The 22,439-nt window shown below is 62.8% G+C and carries 21 protein-coding genes; 11 read left to right on the top strand and 10 right to left on the bottom strand.

What is annotated here, in order from left to right; all coding sequences use genetic code 11:
• Positions 1–50: 50 nt before the first annotated feature.
• The 3 genes from OS035_RS02475 to groES form a co-directional block, all read right to left on the bottom strand.
• The gene (locus tag OS035_RS02475) at positions 51–497 is read right to left on the bottom strand and encodes a hypothetical protein (RefSeq protein ID WP_097623992.1); all 447 of its coding nucleotides are present in this window, start codon (positions 495–497) and stop codon (positions 51–53) included.
• Positions 498–1,063: 566 nt separating this feature from the next.
• On the bottom strand, positions 1,064–2,704 hold the full coding sequence (groL, locus tag OS035_RS02470; protein ID WP_097623993.1) for a chaperonin GroEL: 1,641 nt from the start codon (positions 2,702–2,704) through the stop codon (positions 1,064–1,066).
• Positions 2,705–2,775: 71 nt separating this feature from the next.
• Positions 2,776–3,072, bottom strand: coding sequence for a co-chaperone GroES (gene groES, locus OS035_RS02465; RefSeq protein ID WP_003545797.1), 297 nt, complete (start codon positions 3,070–3,072; stop codon positions 2,776–2,778).
• Between the two features lie 284 nt (positions 3,073–3,356).
• On the opposite strand from groES, the gene OS035_RS02460 reads away from it, so the two are divergent.
• A complete protein-coding gene (locus OS035_RS02460; RefSeq protein WP_097623994.1) occupies positions 3,357–4,205 on the top strand; it encodes a TIGR01459 family HAD-type hydrolase in 849 nt (282 codons plus the stop codon).
• Between the two features lie 31 nt (positions 4,206–4,236).
• A complete protein-coding gene (locus OS035_RS02455; protein ID WP_097623995.1) occupies positions 4,237–5,229 on the top strand; it encodes a bifunctional riboflavin kinase/FAD synthetase in 993 nt (330 codons plus the stop codon).
• On the opposite strand, the gene OS035_RS02450 is transcribed toward OS035_RS02455, so the two are convergent.
• Positions 5,218–5,652: an RES family NAD+ phosphorylase gene (locus OS035_RS02450; protein WP_097623996.1), complete on the bottom strand. Its 435-nt coding sequence runs from the start codon at positions 5,650–5,652 to the stop codon at positions 5,218–5,220. The two genes, OS035_RS02455 and OS035_RS02450, sit on opposite strands and share 12 nt — an antisense overlap.
• Positions 5,653–5,655: 3 nt before the next feature.
• Positions 5,656–6,036, bottom strand: a complete 381-nt coding sequence (locus OS035_RS02445) for an antitoxin Xre/MbcA/ParS toxin-binding domain-containing protein (RefSeq protein WP_239619830.1) — start codon at positions 6,034–6,036, stop codon at positions 5,656–5,658.
• Positions 6,037–6,361: 325 nt separating this feature from the next.
• Here OS035_RS02445 and ileS point away from each other — a divergent pair, with 325 nt between their 5' ends.
• Together ileS and OS035_RS02435 are read left to right on the top strand one after the other, a co-directional pair.
• On the top strand, positions 6,362–9,253 hold the full coding sequence (ileS, locus tag OS035_RS02440) for an isoleucine--tRNA ligase (protein WP_097623998.1): 2,892 nt from the start codon (positions 6,362–6,364) through the stop codon (positions 9,251–9,253).
• A gap of 131 nt (positions 9,254–9,384) precedes the next feature.
• A complete protein-coding gene (locus tag OS035_RS02435) occupies positions 9,385–10,014 on the top strand; it encodes a hypothetical protein (RefSeq protein WP_097623999.1) in 630 nt (209 codons plus the stop codon).
• A 40-nt stretch (positions 10,015–10,054) separates the two neighbouring features.
• Here OS035_RS02435 and OS035_RS02430 read toward each other — a convergent pair whose 3' ends face one another.
• Positions 10,055–10,492 carry a nucleoside deaminase gene (locus tag OS035_RS02430; protein ID WP_331813371.1) on the bottom strand — a complete coding sequence of 146 codons (438 nt, stop codon included), beginning with the start codon at positions 10,490–10,492 and terminating at the stop codon, positions 10,055–10,057.
• 90 nt (positions 10,493–10,582) lie between these two features.
• Here OS035_RS02430 and OS035_RS02425 point away from each other — a divergent pair, with 90 nt between their 5' ends.
• From OS035_RS02425 to OS035_RS02415, 3 genes are read left to right on the top strand one after another with little or no spacing between them, the layout of a single operon-like run.
• The gene (locus tag OS035_RS02425) at positions 10,583–12,613 is read left to right on the top strand and encodes a pseudouridine synthase (protein WP_097624001.1); all 2,031 of its coding nucleotides are present in this window, start codon (positions 10,583–10,585) and stop codon (positions 12,611–12,613) included.
• The gene (gene rsmD, locus OS035_RS02420) at positions 12,594–13,154 is read left to right on the top strand and encodes a 16S rRNA (guanine(966)-N(2))-methyltransferase RsmD (RefSeq protein ID WP_097624002.1); all 561 of its coding nucleotides are present in this window, start codon (positions 12,594–12,596) and stop codon (positions 13,152–13,154) included. Before OS035_RS02425 ends, rsmD begins: the two co-directional genes overlap by 20 nt.
• Before the next feature lie 13 nt (positions 13,155–13,167).
• Entirely contained in the window at positions 13,168–14,049 is an 882-nt protein-coding gene (locus tag OS035_RS02415; RefSeq protein WP_097624003.1) for a patatin-like phospholipase family protein, read from the top strand.
• Positions 14,050–14,058: 9 nt separating this feature from the next.
• Here the strand turns inward: OS035_RS02415 and OS035_RS02410 are convergent, their stop codons facing one another.
• From OS035_RS02410 to OS035_RS02395, 4 genes are all read right to left on the bottom strand, one after another.
• Positions 14,059–14,508, bottom strand: coding sequence for a copper uptake system-associated protein (locus OS035_RS02410; protein WP_097624004.1), 450 nt, complete (start codon positions 14,506–14,508; stop codon positions 14,059–14,061).
• A gap of 13 nt (positions 14,509–14,521) precedes the next feature.
• Complete coding sequence (locus OS035_RS02405; RefSeq protein ID WP_331813332.1) at positions 14,522–15,895, bottom strand: PepSY-associated TM helix domain-containing protein; 1,374 nt, start codon at positions 15,893–15,895, stop codon at positions 14,522–14,524.
• Positions 15,896–15,981: 86 nt separating this feature from the next.
• Positions 15,982–16,383 carry a hypothetical protein gene (locus OS035_RS02400; RefSeq protein ID WP_331813331.1) on the bottom strand — a complete coding sequence of 134 codons (402 nt, stop codon included), beginning with the start codon at positions 16,381–16,383 and terminating at the stop codon, positions 15,982–15,984.
• Positions 16,384–16,464: 81 nt separating this feature from the next.
• Positions 16,465–18,279 (bottom strand): monovalent cation:proton antiporter-2 (CPA2) family protein, encoded by a 1,815-nt coding sequence (locus OS035_RS02395; RefSeq protein WP_183777250.1) that lies wholly within the window; start codon positions 18,277–18,279, stop codon positions 16,465–16,467.
• A 119-nt stretch (positions 18,280–18,398) separates the two neighbouring features.
• On the opposite strand from OS035_RS02395, the gene OS035_RS02390 reads away from it, so the two are divergent.
• From OS035_RS02390 to waaA, 4 genes are all read left to right on the top strand, one after another.
• Positions 18,399–19,745: a TldD/PmbA family protein gene (locus OS035_RS02390; RefSeq protein ID WP_097624008.1), complete on the top strand. Its 1,347-nt coding sequence runs from the start codon at positions 18,399–18,401 to the stop codon at positions 19,743–19,745.
• A 74-nt stretch (positions 19,746–19,819) separates the two neighbouring features.
• Complete coding sequence (locus tag OS035_RS02385) at positions 19,820–20,629, top strand: 3'(2'),5'-bisphosphate nucleotidase CysQ (protein WP_097624171.1); 810 nt, start codon at positions 19,820–19,822, stop codon at positions 20,627–20,629.
• 61 nt (positions 20,630–20,690) lie between these two features.
• Positions 20,691–20,930: a DUF4170 domain-containing protein gene (locus OS035_RS02380; RefSeq protein ID WP_012556727.1), complete on the top strand. Its 240-nt coding sequence runs from the start codon at positions 20,691–20,693 to the stop codon at positions 20,928–20,930.
• A 188-nt stretch (positions 20,931–21,118) separates the two neighbouring features.
• Positions 21,119–22,438: a lipid IV(A) 3-deoxy-D-manno-octulosonic acid transferase gene (waaA, locus tag OS035_RS02375; protein WP_331813330.1), complete on the top strand. Its 1,320-nt coding sequence runs from the start codon at positions 21,119–21,121 to the stop codon at positions 22,436–22,438.
• Position 22,439 lies beyond the last annotated feature (1 nt).

The following is a 22,439-nucleotide window of genomic DNA, read 5'->3' as shown; positions in this document are numbered from 1 at the left end:
ACCGTCCCCGGGGAACTCGGAGACGGCCTTTTTGCTCTGCATGGGTGGTCTTATCGCGGACTTGTGATCTGCCTTGCGCCTTCGAGCTTGAAGCGCGGAAAAATAAAGACGCCGACCATGCTGCCGCTGTATTTTTCCTCGAGCCCGTTCGACTCGCCCATGCAGAAGAGCGGCTGGCGCAAGCCGTTCGGCATGATGATCGTCGTCGAAAAACAGAAGGAGGAGCAGAGCGTCGCCGCCTGCTCGAATAGCTCCAGGATGTGGCCGCGGTCCTTGCTGTCATAGCAGCGGATCAGGCTCAATAGCCCGCAGTCTCGTGCGGAGAGGCCGTGCAGCATCGCGCTCCATTCGCCGAGGCGGAGCATGCCGCTCGACAAATCTCCGGTCCAGGCCTCGGAAATCGAAAACTGAGCCACCATCTCGTCATTTTGATTGTGGTGCTCCAGCGAGCCGGGTGTCAAAGGTACGGCTGCATTGGCTTTGGCGATCTTAAACAAGGCGTTCCCCCGTTCGGATGCAGCTCCTCCGCCGCACGCTCGGTAAACACAAAAACAGGATCACGCAGCAGCAGGCATGATGCCCGTGCTTTTACCGGCGATTGTTGCCGCGGCCCTCGGGCCGGCGGAACGTCAAGGATCGTCTCTCGCGCCCGTTTGGTAGGCGCACTTCAATTGCAGCGCGGATTTATAGGAGCTTTTGAACAAACGGCAACGGCTTTTTAAGGGGTGTTCGGATCGGCATTTTCCCCTGGGATGCCGCCACTCTCGCCTTATCCAGCGGGAAAGCCGCGCCGACACATCAATTTCGCGCGATTTGGATACCATTCCACTCGATATGAGGTCAGAAATGGCGCCCCAACACCGCATTCCCGCGCCGAGGCCGGCGGCCTGAAAAAACGCGCCAACGCAAGTTTCGCGCAAGTTTCCGGGGCAGGAGCCGGCAACGCGCCATAAAATTGCGCGCAACGGACCGAATCGCTTTGAGCGCAAAAGAAAAGGGCGACCCGAGGGCCGCCCTTCCTATTCCGGATGCCGGAATGGTGATCAGTGCAGGCTTTCGCCTATCACATCATGTCCATTCCGCCCATTCCGCCCATGCCGCCAGGCATGCCGGCAGGGGCATCCTTCTTCGGCAGTTCGGCGATCATGGCTTCGGTGGTGATCAGCAGCGATGCGACAGAAGCAGCGTTCTGCAGCGCGGTGCGAACGACCTTGAGCGGGTCGACGATACCCATGGAGATCATGTCGCCGAATTCGGACGTCTGGGCGTTGTAGCCGTAGTTGTCTTCATTCTTGTCCAAGACCTTGCCGACAACGATCGAGGCTTCGTCGCCTGCGTTTTCAGCGATCTGGCGAACCAGCGACTGCAGGGCGCGGCGAACGATGTTGATGCCGGCTTCCTGGTCGTCGTTTGCACCCTTGACGGTGATCTTCGTGGAGGAGCGCAGGAGTGCGATACCGCCGCCGGGGACGATGCCTTCCTGAACGGCAGCGCGCGTCGCGTTGAGGGCGTCGTCGATGCGGTCCTTCTTTTCCTTCACTTCGACTTCAGTCGAGCCGCCGACGCGGATGACGGCAACGCCGCCAGCGAGCTTGGCAAGGCGTTCCTGCAGCTTCTCGCGGTCGTAGTCGGAGGTGGTTTCTTCGATCTGGGCCTTGATCTGGGCAACACGGCCTTCGATGTCGGACTTGGCGCCCGAACCGTCGACGATCGTGGTGTTTTCCTTGGAGATCGAAACCTTCTTCGCACGGCCGAGCATGTCGAGCGTGACGCTCTCGAGCTTGATGCCGAGGTCTTCGGAGATCACGGTGCCGCCGGTCAGGATGGCGATGTCTTCGAGCATGGCCTTGCGGCGGTCGCCGAAGCCAGGAGCCTTGACGGCAGCGATCTTGAGACCGCCGCGCAGCTTGTTGACGACGAGCGTAGCAAGAGCTTCGCCTTCGACGTCTTCAGCGATGATCAGGAGCGGCTTGCCGGTCTGGACGACAGCTTCGAGAACCGGAAGCATCGACTGCAGGTTCGAGAGCTTCTTCTCGTGAAGGAGAATGAAGACGTCTTCGAGGTCGGCGATCATCTTTTCCGGGTTGGTCACGAAGTAGGGGCTGAGGTAGCCGCGGTCGAACTGCATGCCTTCGACGACTTCGAGTTCGGTTTCGGCGGTCTTGGCTTCTTCAACTGTGATGACGCCTTCGTTGCCGACCTTCTGCATGGCTTCAGCAATGTCGAGACCGACCTGCTTGTCGCCGTTTGCCGAGATCGTGCCGACCTGTGCAACTTCTTCAGAGGTGGAGATCTTCTTGGCCTTGGCCTGGAGATCCTTCACGACGTCGGCCACAGCGAGGTCGATACCGCGCTTCAGGTCCATCGGGTTCATGCCGGCTGCAACGGCCTTGTTGCCTTCGCGAACGATCGCCTGGGCAAGAACGGTTGCAGTCGTGGTGCCGTCGCCGGCGATGTCGTTGGTCTTCGAAGCAACTTCGCGGACCATCTGGGCGCCCATGTTTTCGAACTTGTCTTCGAGTTCGATTTCCTTGGCGACGGAAACGCCGTCCTTGGTGATGCGCGGAGCGCCGAAGGACTTGTCGATGATGACGTTACGGCCCTTCGGGCCGAGCGTTACCTTGACTGCATCGGCGAGAATGTCGACGCCACGCAGCATCTTTTCGCGCGCGGTACGACCAAACTTGATTTCTTTAGATGCCATGATTGAAACTCCTCAATTCGAGTGTCCGGGTTTTGGGACCCGTCGGCTACGTCGGAAAGGCCAGCGGCTGATCAGCCGATGATGCCCATAATGTCGGCTTCCTTCATGATCAGAAGGTCTTCGCCGTCGATCTTGACTTCGGTGCCGGACCACTTGCCGAACAGGATGCGGTCGCCAGCCTTGACGTCGAGTGCGACGACCTTGCCGGACTCGTCACGAGCGCCGGAACCGACGGCGACGATTTCGCCTTCCTGCGGCTTTTCCTTGGCGGTATCGGGAATGATGATGCCACCCTTGGTCTTGGCTTCGGACTCAACGCGGCGAACAACGACGCGGTCGTGAAGGGGGCGGAAGTTGGTGCTTGCCATTGTCTAATCCCTCGATCGAATGACATTCGCGGGCCGGAGCGGCCCACATGGATAGATGTTAGCACTCCCTTGCAGTGAGTGCTAGCGACGAGCATTTAGGGATGGCTCCGAGAGGAGTCAATGAGAGCAATCACGAATTTTTGTGCCGGAATTGTGAAGAGGCCGGAGAATTGCGGAGATTGCCGCCGAAACCGGCATGCTGGGCGAACGGCAAAGAAAATTCCTTGCCATCGCCTTGCGCCTTTGCAATGTCACCGGTGACTGAAGCAAATCGGGAAATCGGAATGGCCAGGCGGATAGAAAACTTCTCGGAAATCACAGCTCACTATGACGTGGTGCTCTGCGATGTCTGGGGCGTCGTTCACAATGGCGTCGATCCGTTTCCGAAGGCGGCCGCAGCTCTTGAAGCGGCCCGCGCCAGCGGCGTCGCCGTCGTCCTCATCACCAATTCGCCGCGCCTTTCCTGGCAGGTGGTCGAGCAACTGCGCCAGATCGGCGTTCCCGACGGCGCCTATGACCGGATCGTCACCTCTGGCGACGTCACGCGCCGGCTGATCGCCGAAGGGCCGAAGACGGTCTTTCTGCTCGGCCCCGAGCGTGACAGCCCGCTGCTCGACGGCCTCGATGTCGAGCGCCGGCCGGCTGAAGAAGCGCAATCGCTCGTCTGCACCGGCTTTTTCGACGATGAGACCCAGAAGCCGGAGGATTACACCGACATGCTTCTGGAGTTCAAATCCCGCGAGGTGCCGATGATCTGCGCCAATCCCGACCTCGTCGTCGAGCGCGGCCATCGCATCATCCCCTGCGCCGGCGCCATGGCCGCCTATTACGAGCAGCTTGGCGGCAGCACTCGCATCGCCGGAAAACCGCACCGGCCGATCTATGAGGCGACGCTGGCCGCTGCCCGCGAGCTTCGCGGCGATTTCCCCGTCGAGCGCGTGCTGGCAATCGGCGACGGCATGCCGACCGATGTGCGCGGCGCCTTGAATTATGGCCTCGACCTTCTCTACATCAGCGGCGGTATCCACGCCCGGGAATACACCTTGAACGGCGAGACCGACGAGGCGATCCTCAACGCCTATCTCGATCGGGAAAACGCCGCGCCGAAGTGGTGGATGCCCCGCCTTGCATGAAGACACGCCTTGCATAAAGAGAAGCCAGCCGATGACCGTCTTCCACCGCAATGAAACCCGGGAACCCTTGCCCGCCCATCTCAAGGGCGGCGTCATTGCCATCGGTAATTTCGACGGCGTGCACCGCGGCCACCAGTCGGTGCTCAACCGCGCACTCGAAATCTCCAAGGCGCGCGGCATCCCGGCTTTGGTGCTGACGTTCGAGCCGCATCCGCGCACGGTCTTCCGGCCCGAGACCCCGGTCTTTCGCCTCACGCCTGCGCCGCTGAAGGCCCGCATCCTGGAAACGCTGGGCTTCAACGCGGTGATCGAATACCCCTTCGACTACGAGTTCTCGCAGCGCTCGGCCGATGATTTCATCCATTCGATCCTCAAGGATTGGCTCGGCGCCTCTGAGGTCGTCACCGGTTTCGATTTCCATTTCGGCCGCGGCCGCGAGGGCGGTCCGGCCTTCCTGATGAATGCCGGCCAGACCTATGGCTTCGGCGTCACCCTGATCGATGCCTTCCGCGACGAAAATGCCGATGTCGTCTCGTCGAGCCATATCCGCGCGCTGCTGAAAGAAGGCAGCGTCAGCGAAGTCGCCGGCATGCTGGGCTATCGTTATACGGTTGAGGCCGAGGTGATCGACGGCGAAAAGCTCGGCCGCCAGCTCGGTTTTCCCACTGCCAACATGCGCCTGCCGCCGGAGGTTGAACTTGCTGCCGGCATTTACGCCGTCCGCTTCCGCCGCCAGGACGGCACGCTGCACGACGCCGTCGCGAGCTACGGCCGCCGCCCGACGGTGACGGAGAACGGCGCGCCGCTGCTCGAAACCTATCTTTTCGATTTCAGCGGCGATCTCTACGGTGAGCTCTGCTCCGTCTCCTTCTTCGGCTATCTCCGCCCCGAGCTAAAATTCGACGGCCTCGATCCGCTGGTCGCCCAGATTAAGCGCGATGAGGAAGAGGCGAGGGCGCTGCTTGCAGGTGTCAAGCCGCTCGGCGCGCTTGATCAGAAACTCTGCTTTTCCTCAGCGCAATAGCCGGCTGTCGAAAGGATAGCGGATCGTTTTTTCGATCGTCAGGCGCGACGCGTCCGGATGACGCGGATTGATAAGAATATTCGCGGCCTCTGGCATGATTGCCGATGGGACGCGCAGGAGACAGAATTCATTGTCTTCCAGTAATTTGTTGCCACGGTCGCGCGTCAGGCTGGTCTGGTTGATCGCAGCAGGATCGATCCCGATATCGAAGACTTCGATGTTATCCGGGCAACGGATTTTCAGGAGCTGAAAATCTCTCGGAATTTGATGCAGGTCGACCTGTACCAGAATTTCGAGGAGCGCAGTCGACGGGTGATCACAGCAATAGACGACGGGAATTCCCTGATGATGCCATCGTCCCGGTGCAAGCAGCCCGCCGCGTCCGGAAAGATCGGCATAATTCGAGATACGCCATAAGATCATGGCCTAGACGTAAATCCCGTGGTCGATCTGGTGCAGGGCCTGCTCGACGAGGCGGGCGCCGGTTTCCGATTCCAGCAGATCGATCGGCGCGATGCCGTCCATGCCGCGATTGGGCTTGCGCAGCCAATCGAACGCAACGGCTCTGTCGCCGAAAATGCGCTTAGCCATGTCCGCGATCCGCACGATGCGTAAGGCGCCGTCGTTTTCCTCGACCGTCAGCGGCTCGCCGTTCGCATTGCGTCTCGCCAGAGTTCGGCGCGGTGCGACGAAACGATATATTTCCTCCACGGAAAAGCCGAGTTCTGTCAATTTCAATGCCATTGCTCCGTCATAAACCTGGACGGAGCCGTGCGAAGCGATCTCGAGGCGCTCGCGTATAGTCATCGATTCTGGTGTCTGAAGAAAACCAAGCATTGCCCTGAATGACCTTTATGCCACTTGCCCCAATATATATGCGCATTTGGCGCCATCTTCAATTGCTTCCGTTGTGGCAGCCGGCCTCTTCCTTTTCCCGGCAAAAACGCCTATGAACCGGCGCGATGACAAAATATCGGCTGGCAATGATGATGCGAATTATCGGCCCGGCCTTCCGCGCGCGCTAAGCGGCCGGGAGGTCCGGGTTTTTGGCGCTTGGATATGAGCGCTTCCGTCACCAGCTTTTTCACGCCGTTGCGCCCCTTCCTGGGCCGCCAGAAACGATTGTCCCGATATGACCGACACAGCCGAAAAGATCGACTATTCGAAGACCCTCTATTTGCCCGAAACCGATTTCCCGATGCGTGCCGGCCTGCCGCAGAAGGAGCCGGAGCTGGTCAAGCGCTGGCAGGAGATGGGTCTCTACAAGAAACTGCGCGCCTCTGCCGCCGGCCGCGAAAAATTCGTGCTGCACGATGGCCCGCCCTACGCCAACGGCAACATCCACATCGGCCACGCGCTGAACAAGATCCTCAAGGACGTCATCAACCGCTCGTTCCAGATGCGCGGCTACGACGCCAATTACGTGCCCGGCTGGGATTGCCACGGCCTGCCGATCGAATGGAAGATCGAGGAAAAGTACCGCGAAAAGGGCAAGAACAAGGACGAGGTCCCGGTCAACGAATTCCGCCGGGAATGCCGTGAATTCGCCGCCGGCTGGATCAAGGTCCAGGCAGAAGAGTTCAAGCGTCTCGGCATCGAGGGCGACTTCGACAATCCCTATACGACGATGAACTTCCACGCGGAGTCGCGCATCGCCGGCGAACTCTTGAAGATCGCCGCAAGCGGTCAGCTTTATCGCGGCTCCAAGCCGATCATGTGGTCGGTCGTCGAGCGCACGGCGCTGGCCGAGGCCGAGGTCGAATACCAGGACTATGAGAGCGACACGATCTGGGTGAAATTCCCCGTCGTCGAAGGTCCGGCTGCGCTCAAGGATGCGTTCGTGGTCATCTGGACGACGACGCCCTGGACGATCCCCGGCAACCGCGCGGTCTCCTTTTCCGCGCGTGTTTCCTACGGCCTCTATGAGGTGACGGCCGCCGAGAACGATTTTGGTCCGCGTCCGGGCGAAAAGCTGATCTTTGCCGATAAACTGGCTGAGGAGTCCTTTGCCAAGTCCAAGCTGCAGTACAAGCGCCTGAGCGATGTCTCCGCGGCCGACTTCGCAGCGATGGCCTGTGCGCATCCCTTCAAGGGTCTGGACGGCGGCTATGAATTCCCAGTGCCATTGCTCGATGGCGATCACGTCACCGACGATGCGGGCACCGGTTTCGTGCACACGGCGCCCAGCCACGGCCGCGAAGACTTTGATGCCTGGATGTCGGCTGTCCGCACGCTTGAGGCCCGCGGCATCGACACCAAGATCCCGTTCCCGGTCGACGACGGCGGCTTCTACACATCGGACGCCCCCGGCTTCGAAGGCGCCCGCGTCATCGACGACAACGGCAAGAAGGGCGATGCCAACGACCGCGTCATCAAGGCGCTGATCGAACGCAACGCGCTCTTTGCCCGCGGCCGGCTGAAGCACCAGTATCCGCATTCCTGGCGCTCGAAGAAGCCGGTGATCTTCCGCAACACGCCGCAATGGTTCGTCTATATGGACAAGACGCTTGCCGACGGCACGACGCTGCGTTCGCGCGCGCTGGGTGCGATCGACGACACCCGCTTCGTGCCCGCCGCCGGCCAGAACCGCTTGCGCGCCATGATCGAGGGCCGCCCGGACTGGGTTCTGTCCCGTCAGAGAGCATGGGGCGTGCCGATCGCCGTCTTTGCCGACGATGAGGGCGAGGTCCTGGTCGATGAAGCCGTCAACACCCGTATCCTCGAAGCCTTCGAACAGGAGGGCGCCGACGCCTGGTTTGCCGATGGCGCCAAGGAGCGCTTCCTCGGCAACGACCATGACCATTCCCGCTGGAAGCAGGTCATGGATATCCTCGACGTGTGGTTCGACTCCGGCTCGACGCACACCTTCACGCTGGAGGACCGTCCGGACCTGAAGTGGCCGGCCGATCTCTATCTCGAAGGCTCGGACCAGCATCGCGGCTGGTTCCATTCGTCGCTGTTGGAATCGGCAGCCACCCGCGGCCGCGCGCCTTACAACGCCGTCCTCACCCATGGCTTCACCATGGACGAGAAGGGCGAGAAGATGTCGAAGTCGAAGGGCAACGTCACCGCGCCGCAGGAAGTAATGAAGGATGCCGGCGCTGACATCCTGCGTCTGTGGGTGATGACCTCCGACTATGCCGACGACCTGCGCGTCGGCAAGACGATCATCCAGACCAATGTCGACGCCTATCGCAAGCTACGCAACACCATCCGCTGGATGCTGGGCACACTTGCCCACGACAAGGGCGAGGAGATCGCTTTTGCCGATCTGCCGGAACTGGAGCAGCTGATGCTGCACCGGCTTGCCGAACTCGACGAGCTGGTGCGCGAGAATTACGATGCCTTCGATTTCAAGAAGATCGCCCGTGCGCTGATCGATTTCGCCAATGTCGAGCTTTCGGCCTTCTATTTCGATGTCCGCAAGGACGCACTCTATTGCGACGCGCCGTCGAGCCTGCGCCGGCGCGCCAGCCTGCATGTCATCCGCCAGATCTTCGATTGCATGGTGACCTGGCTTGCCCCGATGCTGCCCTTCACCACCGAGGAGGCCTGGCTGTCGCGCAACCCGTCCGCCGTTTCCGTGCATCTGGAGCAGTTTGCCCCTGTTGCCAAGGAATGGCGCAACGATGCCCTGGCCGAGAAGTGGAAGAAGATCCGCGCTGTCCGCTCGGTTGTCACAGGCGCCCTGGAAATCGAGCGCAAGGACAAGCGCATCGGCTCTTCGCTGGAAGCCGCTCCCGTCGTCCACATCGCCGATCCGGAACTGATGAAGGCGCTGGAAGGCCAGGACTTCACCGAAGTCTGCATCACCTCGGCAATCGAGATTGCGGCCGGCGATGGCCCGGCGGAGGCTTTCCGCCTTGCCGAGGTGCCTCTGGTCAGCGTCGTGCCGAAGCTGGCGGAGGGCCAAAAATGCGCCCGCTCCTGGCGCATCACCAGGGATGTCGGTTCCGATCCGGAATATCCCGATGTCTCGGCCCGTGACGCTGCCGCGCTTCGCGAGCTTGCCCGGCTCGCGTGAAGAATATTGCCGGGTGAATTGCGTTTTCGCGGTTCATCCGGTAAAAGCTGCCTGAAAATGGCCGGATTTTTGCGTCAGGGGGACGGTTGTCCGGTAGGGCAACGATTGCACCGGTGGCTGGAAGGGTTTTCATGTTCGCAACGCATTGGTTCCGTATGGGCGCCTGCCTGTCTGTTGTCATGGCGGGATGCTCCCTGGTCTCCAGCTGCGCCAGCAGCCCGACCTACGGCACCGACAAGACCGCCATGGAGCAATTGACCGACGATCTCGGCCAGTCCGTGTCGCTGACCGGGCCGGACCCGAAGAACAAGGGCGTCAAATACACGCCGCGCCCGACGCTGGTGCTGCCGGCCCAGGCGCAGAGGGAAACCCTCGTTGCGCCACAGCCGACCGTCGCCAACAAGGACAATCCGCAGTGGATTGAATCGCCGGAGGAAACCCGCGCCCGCCTGGTCGGGGAAGCCGACGCCAACTCCGACAATCCGAATTACCGCTCGCCGCTGGCAAGCTCCGCCATCGAGGGCGGCCGGCGTACGACCGAAGCCCAGACCAAGGCCTATCGCGAAGCCCGCGCCCTGCAGAAGGGCTCCTATGTCGATCAGCGCCGCTATATTTCCGATCCGCCGCCCGGCTACCGCACCGTCGACGACCCGGCAAAGCTCGATGATGTCGGCGAGCCCGAACTCAAGAAGCAGAAGAAGCGCAAGAAGGATGCGGCGATCGCCAACAGCGGCAAGCAGTGGTGGAACTTCCTGCAATAGTCTCCTTATCTGCCTGAATAGACGCGAGGCGCTGTAGAGACTACGGCGCCTCTCTCTTTTGCGAGAAGAATGTTCGCAATATATCGGCCGATTGCACCTCGTTGAAGCCGGAATAGACTTCCGGTGCGTGGTGGCAGGTCGGTTGCGCATAAAATCGCACGCCATTGTCGACGCCGCCGCCTTTCGGGTCCTCGGCGCCGTAATAGAGCCTGCGGATACGCGCAAACGAGATGGCTGCCGCGCACATGGTGCAAGGCTCGAGTGTCACATAAAGATCGGCGCCGACAAGACGCTCCTGGCCGAGAGCTTCGCAGGCCAGCCGGATCGCGGTGATTTCGGCATGTGCGGTCACGTCATTAAGCTCGCGCGTGCGGTTTCCCGAGCGCGAAACGGCAATATCGTCGATGACGACGACGGCGCCGATCGGCACCTCGCCGCGGTCTCCGGCGGCGCGTGCCTCTTCGAGCGCCATCTCCATGAAACGATTTGTCTTCACGATCGCAAGAATTTCCACTTAACCGCAGATGCGTGACCTGATAGACAGGCCCAAAAGGCAGGCAAACAACAAATGACACCCAAAGACAAGCCAAAACGCCCGGGCGCAAAGCCCTTTTCACGCGACAGCGGGCCGAAGGCCGGCGCGAAGTCGGGCGGCACGAAGCCGGCAAAGGCTGCGATCGCGGCCGAGACCGAAGGCGAGGCCAAGGCCGAACGCATTTCCAAGGTGATGGCGCGCGCCGGCGTCGCCTCCCGCCGCGACATCGAGCGCATGATCATGGAAGGCCGCGTGACGCTGAACGGCGCGGTTCTCGACACCCCTGTCGTCAACGTCACGCTGGCCGATCGCATCGAGGTCGACGGCGTGCCGATCCGCGGCATCGAGCGCACCAGGCTGTGGCTCTATCATAAGCCGGCCGGGCTGGTGACCACCAATGCCGATCCGGAAGGCCGCGCGACCGTCTTCGACAACCTGCCGGAAGAACTGCCGCGCGTCATGTCGATCGGCCGTCTCGATATCAACACCGAAGGCCTGCTGCTGCTGACCAATGACGGCGGTCTTGCCCGTGCGCTCGAGCTGCCGGCGACCGGCTGGCTGCGCCGCTACCGTGTCCGCGCCCATGGCGACATCGATCAGGACGCTCTCGACAAGCTGAAGGACGGCATTGCCGTCGACGGCGTGCTCTACGGTTCGATCGAGGCGACGCTCGACCGCACGCAGGGCTCGAACGTCTGGATCACCATGGGTCTTCGCGAAGGCAAGAACCGCGAAATCAAGAACGTGATGGGCGCGCTCGGCCTTGACGTCAATCGTCTGATCCGCATCTCCTACGGCCCGTTCCAGCTCGGCGACTTACCGGAAGGCCATGTCATCGAAGTGCGCGGCCGCACGCTTCGCGACCAGCTCGGCCCGCGCCTGATTGAGGAAGCCAAGGCGAATTTCGATGCGCCGATCTATAACGCGCCGGCGGTTGCCGCCGAGGAAGGGGCTGAAGCCCCAGTACCGGAAAGGCGCGAGCAGCGTCCGCGCCGCGACGAGGACAAGCGCGAACGGGCGCTGAGCCGCCTCGACACCAAGCGCGACGATCGCCGCGGTGGCGGGCGTAGAGATGACGACCGCCGCGATGGCGGCCGCTTCGACGACGACAAGCCGAAACGTCCCCAGCCGCTCGGCCAGCGCCGCAGCGCCAATGTCTGGATGGCGCCGGGCGCCCGGCCGCTCGGCGAAAAAGCTGCGGCGAAAGCTGCCAAGAATGAGCAGACCGCGCGCCGGCGCGGCGAGCAGGTGCCGGCAAAAAGCAGCGGTTCCCAACATATCGAGGATCGCCCGCGCACACAGATCAATCGGGTGCGCGAAGAGGACGGCGAATGGATCCGCTCGAGCGAGCAGCCCAATCGCAAGGATGAAGGCGAAGCCCGCGGCCGCAAGCGTCCGTTCGGGGATCGTCCGGGCCGTGAAGAGCGCGGTTTTGGCGACCGCCCGGCCCGCGGCGACCGCAGGCCCCGTGAAGGGGGTGACGAACGTCCGCGTAGCAGAAGCTCTGCCGGTGAAGGCCGCCCCGAGCGTCCGCGCGGCGATCGGCCTTTCGGTGATCGTCCCTCGCGTGGCGACCGGCCCTTCGGCGACAAGCCGCGCGGGGATCGCAAACCGCGTGGCGATGGTGACGAACGCCCTCGTGCCGCCAGATCCTCCACCGGTGAGGCCCGTTCGGAGCGTCCGCGCGGTGACCGGCCTTTCGGGGATCGTCCTTCGCGTGGCGACCGCCCCTTCGGCGATAAGCCGCGGGGTGAACGCAGGCCGCGCGAGGACGGTGATGAACGTCCGCGCGCAGCCAGAAGTTTTGCCGGCGAAGGCCGCTCCGAGCGTCCGCGTGGCGAGAAATCCTTCGGCGACAAATCTGCGGGCGGCCGGTCTTCGGGCGATAAGCCGCGCGGCAAGGGCTTTGGCGCCAAGCCGGGCGCGGCCAAGAATTTTTCCGGTAAGCCGAAGGACGCCAAATCAGGCGGCGACAGACCGGGCGGCGACAGGCCCGCGGGCGGGCCGTCCAGAGGTAGTGGAAAAGGAAAGGGAATGACGCGCGGTGCGGATCGTCGGCGGTGAATTTCGCGGGCGGCCTCTCGCCGTGCCAAAATCCAACGAGATCCGGCCGACTGCCGACCGGACGCGCGAGAGCCTGTTCAATATATTGAGCCATGCCTATCCGGAATGCGTCGATGGCACCCGGATCCTTGACCTTTTTGCCGGAACCGGCGCGGTCGGTCTCGAAGCCGTTTCACGCGGCTGTCGTCACGCGCTCTTCGTCGAAAACAGCGTCGAGGGCAGGGCGCTGCTCTGGGAAAACATCGATGCGCTCGGCCTGCACGGCCGCACGCGCATCCTGCGCCGCGATGCGACCGATCTCGGCAGCGTCGGCAATCTCGAAGCTTTCGACATGCTGTTTGCCGACCCGCCCTATGGCAAAGGCCTCGGCGAAAAGGCGATGGCGGCGGCGGCCGGCGGCGGCTGGCTCAGGCCCGGCGCGATCGCGGTGCTCGAGGAACGCGCCGATATTGTCGTATCCGTGCATCCTTCCTATGTTTTCCTCGAAAACCGCATCTTTGGCGATACGAGGGTACATTTCTTCCGGTATCAGCCGCAATAAGCGGGGGCGGGGCGTGCAGCAGGCAGAGATCATCAGTCCGAAACTGCCTGCGATCAGCGATCTTCCAACGGTCGCCGTCGCTTTCGGCGGCGGTGGCGCGCGCGGACTTGCCCACATCCATATCATCGAGACGCTCGACGAACTCGGCATCCGCCCGGTGGCGATATCGGGTTCGTCGATGGGCGCGATCATGGGGGCCGGCATGGCCGCCGGCATGTCGGGAGCCGAAATCCGCGAACATGCGCTGACGACCGTCGGCAACAAGACGGCGGTCGTTGCACGCATCTGGGGCCTGCGGCCGGCGACGGTGCGCGATGCGGTGGCCAAGGGCATCCGCATCGGCCAGTTCAATCTGGAGCGGATCCTGAAAGCCTTTCTGCCGGCCGAGTTGCCGGCCCGCTTCGAGGATTTGCTGGTGCCGATGAAGGTCATCACCACGGATTATTACGGGCAGAACGAAGTCATCATCGAAGAAGGTGAGCTGTTTCCGGCACTCGCCGCGTCTTCCGCCATTCCCGCCGTCTTCATGCCGGTGCGCCTGCGCGGCCGGGTGATGATCGACGGTGGTATCAGCAATCCCGTGCCCTATGAACCGCTGATGGATCTTGCCGATATCGTCATCGGCATCGATGTCGTCGGCGCGCCGGAAGGCGACGGCACCCATATTCCGAACCGCATGGAGAGCATCTTCGGCTCCGGCCAGCTGATGATGCAGACGGCGATCACGCTGAAGCTGAAGCTCTGCCAGCCGCACATCTTCCTGCGCCCGGCCGTCGGCCGCACCGGCGTCATGGATTTCCTCAAGGCCCGCGAGGTGCTGGCCATGTCGGTCGGCGTCAAGGACGAGCTGAAATTCGCCCTTGACCGGGAAATCGAAGCGCGGCTCAAGCGCTAGAACATAGTGTTATTGGGCGTGGCCCTCATGGCCACCCGCCCCGTTTGACGCCGCGTTAATCATCATGACCGTGCCCTCGAAGCTTGAGAACAGTGCCAGCGCGGAGGGATCAAGGCTTGTCTCGGCCTCTTTCAGCTTCGCAGCCAGTCCGGCCGCGTCACTTGCCGGGAGGCCGATTTTCTCCAGCGTCCCCGCATCCTTCAGGCTGTCGCCGCTACTGAGATAGATGCTCCAGCCATGATGCGTCTTTTGCAGCAAGACGCGTCCGCCGCGCCCAGCTTGGCGCCAGCCGGCGATCGCCCAATCGGCCTGGACGACGACCGGGGCGATGTCCAATGGCTTATCAAGCCTTTCGAACATCAGCTTCAGCCTTGCCGGGATCGCCTGCTGCGGATCGTCGTCCGCAGCTGCCATGGATGCGAAAAGCATGCAGGCTAGAAGGGCAATGATCATCCTCATCGAATGGTCTCCCTTAAGCGACAACGCGTTTCAACACGGGCACGAAGCGCACGACGATCTGGTCGAAGGCGATCATGGCGACAATGGCGAGCCCGCTCATCGGGAAGGCGACGGCGAAGATTGTGGTAATCAGCCACAGGCCGTAATAGACCGCGCGTTTTGGCGGCATGGGTGGCACGCCGAGCCGGCCGGCCGGGCGCCGTTTCCACCACATGATGACGGCACTCACGCAGCTGAGCACGATGGCCAGGCAGGTCGCGAGCATCAGCAACTGGTTGAAACGCCCCCATTCCTGTCCCTGGTGGACATTGATGCCCCACTCGATCGCCTTGCCGAGCAACGGATACTGATTGAAGCCGATATCGATCAGCGGTTTGCCGGAATACTGGTCGATATGGATGGTGCGTTCGTTGGCCAGATCGTCGGGATAGAGCGAGGCGGTATAGACGCCCGTCTCGTCGGAGGGAATGGCCACGTCGAAGCCCGGCGCCATGCCCAGCCGCCTGGCGATCTCCACGGCCTTGTCGAGACCGATCGGCTTGGCCGATTGTGCTGCGGCGATATCGGAAAGCGGAACCGGCGCCTTTTCGACGATCCAGCCGCTCTTCGGCAGGATGTCCTCGGTCACCTTCTGCGATTTCGGCACGTCGTCCCAGAGCTGGACGGGATAGCCGAGGCCGTGTTCGGTCAGCCAGGCATTGGCGTTTGCGCCCCAATAGCCCGACCATGGCATGCCTGTTATCGCCAGGAAGAAGATCAGCACCCCGGCGAAGACGCCCGTCACCGCATGCAGGTCACGCCAGAAAACCCGGCGGCCCGGCGTTCCCCGCACGCTGACGACACCGCCCGTCTGGCGGCGCGGCCACCAGAGATAGATGCCGGTGACGACGAGCACCATGGCAAAGCCGCCGGTGATCTCAATCAGCCGGTTCGCTATACCGCCGAAATAGGCCAGGCTGTGGATGCGCTTGACGACATAATTGAACTCATCGGTCGATCCGACCACATCGAGCACCTTGCCGGCATAAGGGTCGACGAAGACCAGCGTCGTGCCGGCATCGCTGGCGACGGTGACGATGGCCGATCGCTCAGGTCCGGCCGGCTCCTTGTAGGAGGTCGCCGCCGAGCTCGGCACCGCGGCGGTGGCGATTTCCGCGATCCGCTCGGCCGGCAGCGCCTGGCCGGAGGGCTGGACGGTATAACGGTAGCCGAAGAAGCTGTTGTTGATCTCGTCCTTGAAAAGATAGAGCGATCCGGTCACGGCCAGATTGAGCATGAAGGGTATGACGAGAAGCCCGGCAAAGAAATGCCAGCGCCAGATGGCGCGGTAGAGCGAAACGCCGCTGGCGGCGTCCTCCGCCGGTCCGGCGGCAGTGATAGTCGACATGAGGATGGATCCGTATCCGCGGCCGGCTGCGGGAAGCAGTTCGGCCGGCGTTGAAAGGCGTCACGGCGCCTGCCGCAACACGAGGTTCAGGCGAGGATCGGATCGGAAGGCGGAGCGCGGGGACCGGTATTGGGCGGGAAAAGCCGGCGAGGGAAGCTTTCGGCCCGGATCGGCAGTTCGACCGCGACCGCAAAGGGTATCGGAGCACCGGCGACATCCATCGGCGCCGGCAGCAGGGTCGAGGCGCCGATCCGGCAGGCCTCGCAACCATGCGAATGGGTTTTGTCGTGCTGGCCTTGATCGGATTTGTCACTGACGGTGACGCAAAGCGACGGCAGCGTTCCATCGGGCAGTACATATTGCGCGAGTTCGGTCGGACCGGACTCACCGGCGACGGGAGCCTGATGGGCGAATGCGACAAAAACCAACGTCGCCGCGCACAGGATGCGCAGTGCCCATTGCTCGATCTGTCTCGCCCGTCTGATCAAATGTCCCTCTCCGATCACCCGCTGATAGACGCCGCCGAGCGCATATTCAATGCGTCAATTTAACAAGCCGATCGGCGGCGATCAGGCCTCCGCCGTCGCATCCACCGTTCCCGCCAGCGGATCGTCCTCGAATGGATCGGCGGCGCGTTTCGGCTTCACGAGCGGTTCGGGGCGGACAGGGTGGGAAAACAGCATGTCGCGGCCGGCCTGCAGCCCTTCCGACACCTGCAGCACCAGGCGCGCCTCGTCGCGCTTGCGGATATCCTCGCCGATCTCATAGGCGTCGACCTCGGGAACGCCGAGCGCCTCCAGCGTCCGCCGCCCGAAGAGCAGGCCGGATTCCAGCGTTTCGCGCAACTCGTAGTCGACGCCCTTGTTGCGCAGTTCGATCGAATGGATACGGTCGTAGGAGCGCACGTAGAGCCTTGTGTGCGGATAATCCGCCTGCACCAGCTCCACCACCTTGTCGGTGACCTCCTTCTTCTGCGTGCAGACGAGCACGATCTTTGCCCGGTCGATGCCGGCCGAGCGCAGCACGTCCTTGCGGGTGCCGTCACCGAAATAGATGCGGAAGCCGAAAGAGGAGGCCTGGCGGATGCGGTCCGCCGAAAATTCGATGACGGTGACGCTGCGCCCGCCGGCAAGCAGGATCTGCGCGGCGATCTGGCCGAAACGCGAGAAGCCGACCATCAGCACGTCGGCGCCGGCGCCCTCGAAATCCTCGTCCAGCTCCTCATGCTCGTCGCCGCTGAGCAGACTCTTCGCAAACGCCGCGCCGATCGGCGTCAGCGCCATGGACAGCGTGACGATCGCGACCAGCAGCGATGCCGTGCTCGCCGACATCAGCCCGACGGTCGCCGCCGCGGTAAACAGCACGAAGCCGAATTCGCCGCCCTGCGGCAGCAGGAAGGCGATGCGGATCGCATCATCATGCGGAGAGCCGGAGATCCGGCAGAGCCCGTAGATGATGATCGCCTTGACCGCCATGATGATCGGCACCGCGACGATGACGAAGAGCACGTTGTCGGCAAGCACGTCGAGCTGCAGCGACAGGCCGACGGCGATGAAGAAGATGGCGAGCAGCACGCCGCGGAAGGGCTCGATATCGGCCTCCAGCTCGTGCCGGTAGGAGGATTCGGCGAGCATCACCCCGGAGAGGAAGGCGCCCATCGCCATCGAAAGCCCGGCAAGCTGCATCAGGCTCGCCGATCCCATGACGACGAAGAGGGCGGCGGCGATCATCGCTTCGCGCGCACCGGTGCGCGCGATGACCTGGAAGAGCGGCGTCAGCAGGTAGCGCCCCATGACGACCATCGCCGCGACCGCGCCGACGGCGACCGCAAAATCGGTGAGCGGCGCAGGGCTGCCCTTGCCGCCGCCGTCGAGCACGGTAATCAGCGCCAAGAGCGGCACGATTGCAAGGTCCTGGAACAGCAGCATCGAGAAGGAGCGCTGCCCATACCTCGTGTTGACGTCGCCGTCGCCCTCGAGGATCTGCATGGCGAAGGCCGTCGAGGACAGTGCCAGGCCGAAGCCGGCGACGATGCTGCCGCGCCAGTCGAGAACCTCAGAAAACCAGGCAAGCGCGGTCAGCGCCAGCCCGGTCACCACCACCTGCGCCGTGCCGAGACCGAAAATGTCGCGGCGCATTTGCCAGAGGCGGCTGGGTTTCAGCTCCAGCCCGATGATGAAAAGCAGGAAGACGACGCCGAGTTCGGCGACGGCAAGGATCTGTTCGCCATCGGTGATGCCGTGGAAAACCGGCCCGATGACGATGCCGGCGGCGAGATAGCCGAGCACCGTGCCGAGCCCGAGCTTCTTGAAGATCGGCGCGGCGACCACCGCTCCGCCGAGCAGCAGGATCGTTTCGGAAAAAAAGGCATTGGACGCGGACATCGGGGCGATTTCTTTCGACGGCGGGGAACAGGCCGGCAGCCCCGACAAAGAATCGGCGGCGGCGGCCTTGATGCTTGGGTGAGTGCACAATAAATGGAAGCCGAAGGAAAGGCCAAATCATGTCCTCTGAAATCGATTCCTCGACACTTCTTTCCCGCGCAAGTCAATTGATCGATCTGGCCAGGAAGGCAGGGGCCGACGCCGCCGACGCCGTCGTCGTCCGGTCGCGCTCGCAATCGGTCAGCGTCCGCCTCGGCAAGGTCGAGGGCACGGAATCCTCCGAAAGCGACGATTTTTCGTTGCGCGTCTTCATCGGCAAGCGCGTTGCCAGCGTTTCGGCCAATCCGGGCTTCGATCTGCAGGCGCTGGCCGAACGCGCCGTCGCCATGGCCAAAGTCTCGCCGGAAGATCCCTTCGCCTGCCTCGCGGATGAGGCGAGCCTTGCGAAATCCTACCCCGACCTGCAATTGCTCGATACCACCGAGGTCTCCTCCGAGATGCTGCGCGAGGCAGGCCTTGCAGCTGAGGCCGCGGCCCTTGCGGTCGAGGGCGTCACCAATTCCTCCGGCGCCGGTGCCTCGGCCGGCATGGGCGGCCTGGTTCTCGCCACCTCGCACGGTTTCGAAGGCAGCTACATGGCCTCGCGTTTCGGCCATTCCGTCAGCGTCATCGCCGGAGAAGGCACCGGCATGGAGCGCGATTATGATTTCGACAGCCGGCTCTATTATGCCGAGCTCGACGATCCCGCCGAGATCGGCCGCCGAGCCGGCGAACGAGTGATAAAGCGCATCAACCCGCGCCAAGTGCCGACCGGCAAGGATGTCACCGTCATCTTCGATCCGCGAGTCGCCCGCGGCTTCGTCGGCCATATCGCCGGCGCAATCAATGGCGCCGCCGTCGCCCGCAAGTCGAGCTTCCTGCGCGACAGGATGGGTCAGCAGGTACTGAAATCGGGCCTGTCTATCACCGACGATCCGTTGATCGTGCGCGGCCCCTCCTCGCGGCCCTTCGACGGCGAGGGCGTATCGGGCGAGCGGATGGTGATGATCGAGGACGGCGTCTTGAAGCATTGGTTCCTGTCGACCTCGACCGGTCGCGAGCTCGGCCTTCAGACCAACGGCCGCGGCGTGCGCGGCGGCACTGCCGTTTCGCCGTCCTCCACCAATCTTGCCCTTGAACCCGGCGACATCACGCCGGAGGAACTGATCCGCAGCGTCGGCAATGGCTTTTATGTCACCGAATTGATCGGCCACGGCGTCAACATGATCACCGGCGAATACAGCCGCGGCGCCACCGGTTTCTGGATTGAGAACGGCGAACTGACCTTCCCGGTCTCCGAGGTGACGATCGCCTCGAATCTCAAGGAGATGTTCATGCGCCTGACGCCGGCAAACGACATCGACCGCAAGTTCGGCGTCGCGGCCCCGACCTTCGCCATCGAAGGCATGACCCTGGCAGGGCGGTAGAGCATGATGCCGAAAAGTGTGTGCGGTTTTCGGACGACATCATGCTCAAACGAAAGTTGGACGGATTTGACGGGATGAGCGATAGGGAAAAGCCCCGTTGGCAGAGCGATCTCACGCTGATCGTCGATGCTGCGAAAGAGGCCGGTGCGGTCGCTTTCGGTTTCTTCAACCAGTCTCCCGAGGTCTGGTGGAAAAACGACGACCGCTCCCCCGTCAGCGCCGCCGATTTCGCCGCCAACAAGACGCTCGAAACCATTCTGCGCAAGGCCCGGCCGGATTATGGCTGGCTGTCTGAGGAAACCGACGATGATGCCGGCCGCCTCTCGCATGAGACGCTGTTCATCATCGACCCGATCGACGGCACGCGCGCCTTTCTCGGCGGGCAGAAGCTCTGGTGCGTCAGCGTCGCGGTCGTTCATCGCGGCCGTCCGGTCGCCGGCGTGCTCTATGCCCCGGCGCTCGAGGAACTCTATGAGGCCGTCGACGGCGGCGTGGCGCTGAAAAACGGCGTGCCCTTCACCGTCTCCGCCGCGGGACCGGAGGAGACGAGCCGCCTTGCGGTCGGCGAGGACCTGTTGACGACCTTTCCGCCGGAGTTTCGCGACCGGGTCAGCCGCCACAAACACATTCCCTCGCTTGCCTATCGCATCGCCATGGTGGCGGACGGTCGTCTCGAAGGCACCTTCGTCAAGAGCAATTCGCATGATTGGGATCTGGCCGCCGCCGATCTGATCCTTAGCTGCGCTGGCGGTGGCCTCGTCGATCTCGACGGCAGGCCGATCGTCTACAATCGCGCCGACGTGACCCACAACGTCCTCTGCGCAGCACCGACGCCCCGCATCAGCGAGTTTCTCGCGGCCTTTGCGGGACGACGAGACAGTTGACGTTTCCGTCAAAATCCCGCAGATGGGGTGGCGGAGGAGAATAGCAGAAAGAGAACAAAAAATGACTGACTCCGGTGACAAGAAGCAGCTTTTGCATCTCGTTTTTGGCGGCGAACTGGAAAGCCTCGACAACGTCCAGTTCCGCGATCTGAAGGGTCTCGATATCGTCGGCATTTTCCCGGATTATGCCACGGCGCTGACGGCCTGGAAGTCGAAAGCGCAGCAGACGGTCGACAATGCGCATATGCGCTATTTCATCGTCCACATGCATCGTTTGCTCGATCCGCAGGAAAAGGCCTGAAGCAGCCGATCTCGGCCATCGGCCGCGGCATGTATCGGCGGCCTGCGGTTCGTCGCGCCGGGTTCGTGCACCGGCCGTCCGTCGATCCGGATCGTTTGACGCATTCTGAACAAATTCATCGGCCATTCCGGCCGCAACGATAATGAGGGAATGGGTTTGATGTCGATCTTGGATCGGAGACTGGCGCAATGAGTTCCCGGATGGCTCGGTTCGGTCTGAGCGCATACCGTCTGGCGGGAACCGTGGCCTCTCCTGTCGTCGGCCTCTATATCACCTACCGCACGGCCAAGGGCAAGGAAGACCGGGCGCGCCGCCTGGAACGCTTCGGCTATCCGAGCGCCAACCGGCCGCAGGGCCCGCTCGTCTGGTTCCATGCTGCAAGTGTCGGTGAAACCAATGCCGTCATTCCGCTGATCCGCGAAATCCGCCGCCGCGACATCCATGTCATCTTGACCACGGGCACGATCACCTCGGCCAGGCTCGCCGCCGAGCGCCTCGGCAATGACGCGATCCACCAATATGTGCCGCTCGACCTGAAGCCCTCGGTCAGCCGCTTCCTCGATTATTGGGCGCCCGATTGCGCCATCATCGCCGAATCCGAGATCTGGCCGGCAACAGTGCTGGAACTCGGCCGCCGCCGCATTCCGCAGATCCTGATCAATGCCCGCATGTCGGATCGTTCCTTTGCCCGCTGGCGCCGCCGGCCGGCAATCGCCGAAGCCTTGTTCGAGAATCTCGCCCTCGTCATCGCCCAGTCGGATATCGATGCCGAACGTTTCCGCGATCTCGGCGCCGTTCCCGTTATCACCTCGGGCAATCTGAAAGTCGATACCGACGCACCCCCTTATGACAGCACTGTCCTCGCCCGCTACAAGAAGCAGATCGGCGACCGCAAGACCTGGGCGGCGATCTCGACCTTCGACGGCGAGGAGAATGCCGCTGCCATCGTTCATCGGGCGCTGAGGGAGCGCGATCGTCAGCTGACGATCATCGTGCCTCGCCATCCCGACCGTTGCGACGAGATCGAGGCGGCTCTGGTCAAGCTGGGGCTGAAGGTCGCCCGCCGCACCCGCGACGATGTCCTGTCGGCCGATGTCGATATCTTCCTCGGCGATACGATCGGCGAAATGGGCCTCTATTTGCGACTGACGGAAATCGCCTTCGTCGGCCGCTCGCTTTTTGCCGAAGGCGGCCAGAATCCGCTGGAGCCCGCCATGCTCGGCTGCGCCGTTCTCTCCGGCGGCCATGTGCAGAATTTCCGCGATGCCTATCAGAAGCTTGCCCGCAGCGGCAGCGCCCGCATGGTGCGCGATACCGAAATGCTGGCCAAGGGCGTGCATTACCTTTTGACCAATGACGAAGCCCGCCGCAATATGATCGAGGCCGGCATCACCGCCGTGCACGAGATGCGCGGTGCGCTGACCGCGACCGTCAAGGGGCTGGAACCCTATATCAATCCGCTGACGGTGAAGGCGCGGCTGCTGCCCAAGGCCGTGGCCCAGCTCTGAG

The sequence above is a fragment of the Rhizobium sp. 268 genome (genome assembly GCF_036571585.1).
GTDB lineage: Bacteria > Pseudomonadota > Alphaproteobacteria > Rhizobiales > Rhizobiaceae > Rhizobium > Rhizobium redzepovicii.
Note: the sequence above shows the minus strand (reverse complement) of the source record. Positions and strands in the feature narration are given on the sequence as shown.

Excerpts from the sequence above, each read along its gene's own strand:
- OS035_RS02445 (WP_239619830.1), bottom strand. The coding sequence starts at position 6,036 with ATGACTATACGCGAGCGCCTCGAGATCGCTTCGCACGGCTCCGTCCAG.
- OS035_RS02450 (WP_097623996.1), bottom strand. The coding sequence starts at position 5,652 with ATGATCTTATGGCGTATCTCGAATTATGCCGATCTTTCCGGACGCGGC.
- OS035_RS02385 (WP_097624171.1), top strand. The coding sequence starts at position 19,820 with ATGAGCGATAGGGAAAAGCCCCGTTGGCAGAGCGATCTCACGCTGATC.
- OS035_RS02390 (WP_097624008.1), top strand. The coding sequence starts at position 18,399 with ATGTCCTCTGAAATCGATTCCTCGACACTTCTTTCCCGCGCAAGTCAA.
- OS035_RS02430 (WP_331813371.1), bottom strand. The coding sequence starts at position 10,492 with ATGGAGATGGCGCTCGAAGAGGCACGCGCCGCCGGAGACCGCGGCGAG.
- OS035_RS02395 (WP_183777250.1), bottom strand. The coding sequence starts at position 18,279 with ATGTCCGCGTCCAATGCCTTTTTTTCCGAAACGATCCTGCTGCTCGGC.
- groES (WP_003545797.1), bottom strand. The coding sequence starts at position 3,072 with ATGGCAAGCACCAACTTCCGCCCCCTTCACGACCGCGTCGTTGTTCGC.
- OS035_RS02410 (WP_097624004.1), bottom strand. The coding sequence starts at position 14,508 with ATGAGGATGATCATTGCCCTTCTAGCCTGCATGCTTTTCGCATCCATG.
- OS035_RS02380 (WP_012556727.1), top strand. The coding sequence starts at position 20,691 with ATGACTGACTCCGGTGACAAGAAGCAGCTTTTGCATCTCGTTTTTGGC.
- ileS (WP_097623998.1), top strand. The coding sequence starts at position 6,362 with ATGACCGACACAGCCGAAAAGATCGACTATTCGAAGACCCTCTATTTG.
- waaA (WP_331813330.1), top strand. The coding sequence starts at position 21,119 with ATGAGTTCCCGGATGGCTCGGTTCGGTCTGAGCGCATACCGTCTGGCG.
- OS035_RS02425 (WP_097624001.1), top strand. The coding sequence starts at position 10,583 with ATGACACCCAAAGACAAGCCAAAACGCCCGGGCGCAAAGCCCTTTTCA.
- OS035_RS02455 (WP_097623995.1), top strand. The coding sequence starts at position 4,237 with ATGACCGTCTTCCACCGCAATGAAACCCGGGAACCCTTGCCCGCCCAT.
- OS035_RS02405 (WP_331813332.1), bottom strand. The coding sequence starts at position 15,895 with ATGTCGACTATCACTGCCGCCGGACCGGCGGAGGACGCCGCCAGCGGC.
- OS035_RS02435 (WP_097623999.1), top strand. The coding sequence starts at position 9,385 with ATGTTCGCAACGCATTGGTTCCGTATGGGCGCCTGCCTGTCTGTTGTC.
- OS035_RS02460 (WP_097623994.1), top strand. The coding sequence starts at position 3,357 with ATGGCCAGGCGGATAGAAAACTTCTCGGAAATCACAGCTCACTATGAC.
- groL (WP_097623993.1), bottom strand. The coding sequence starts at position 2,704 with ATGGCATCTAAAGAAATCAAGTTTGGTCGTACCGCGCGCGAAAAGATG.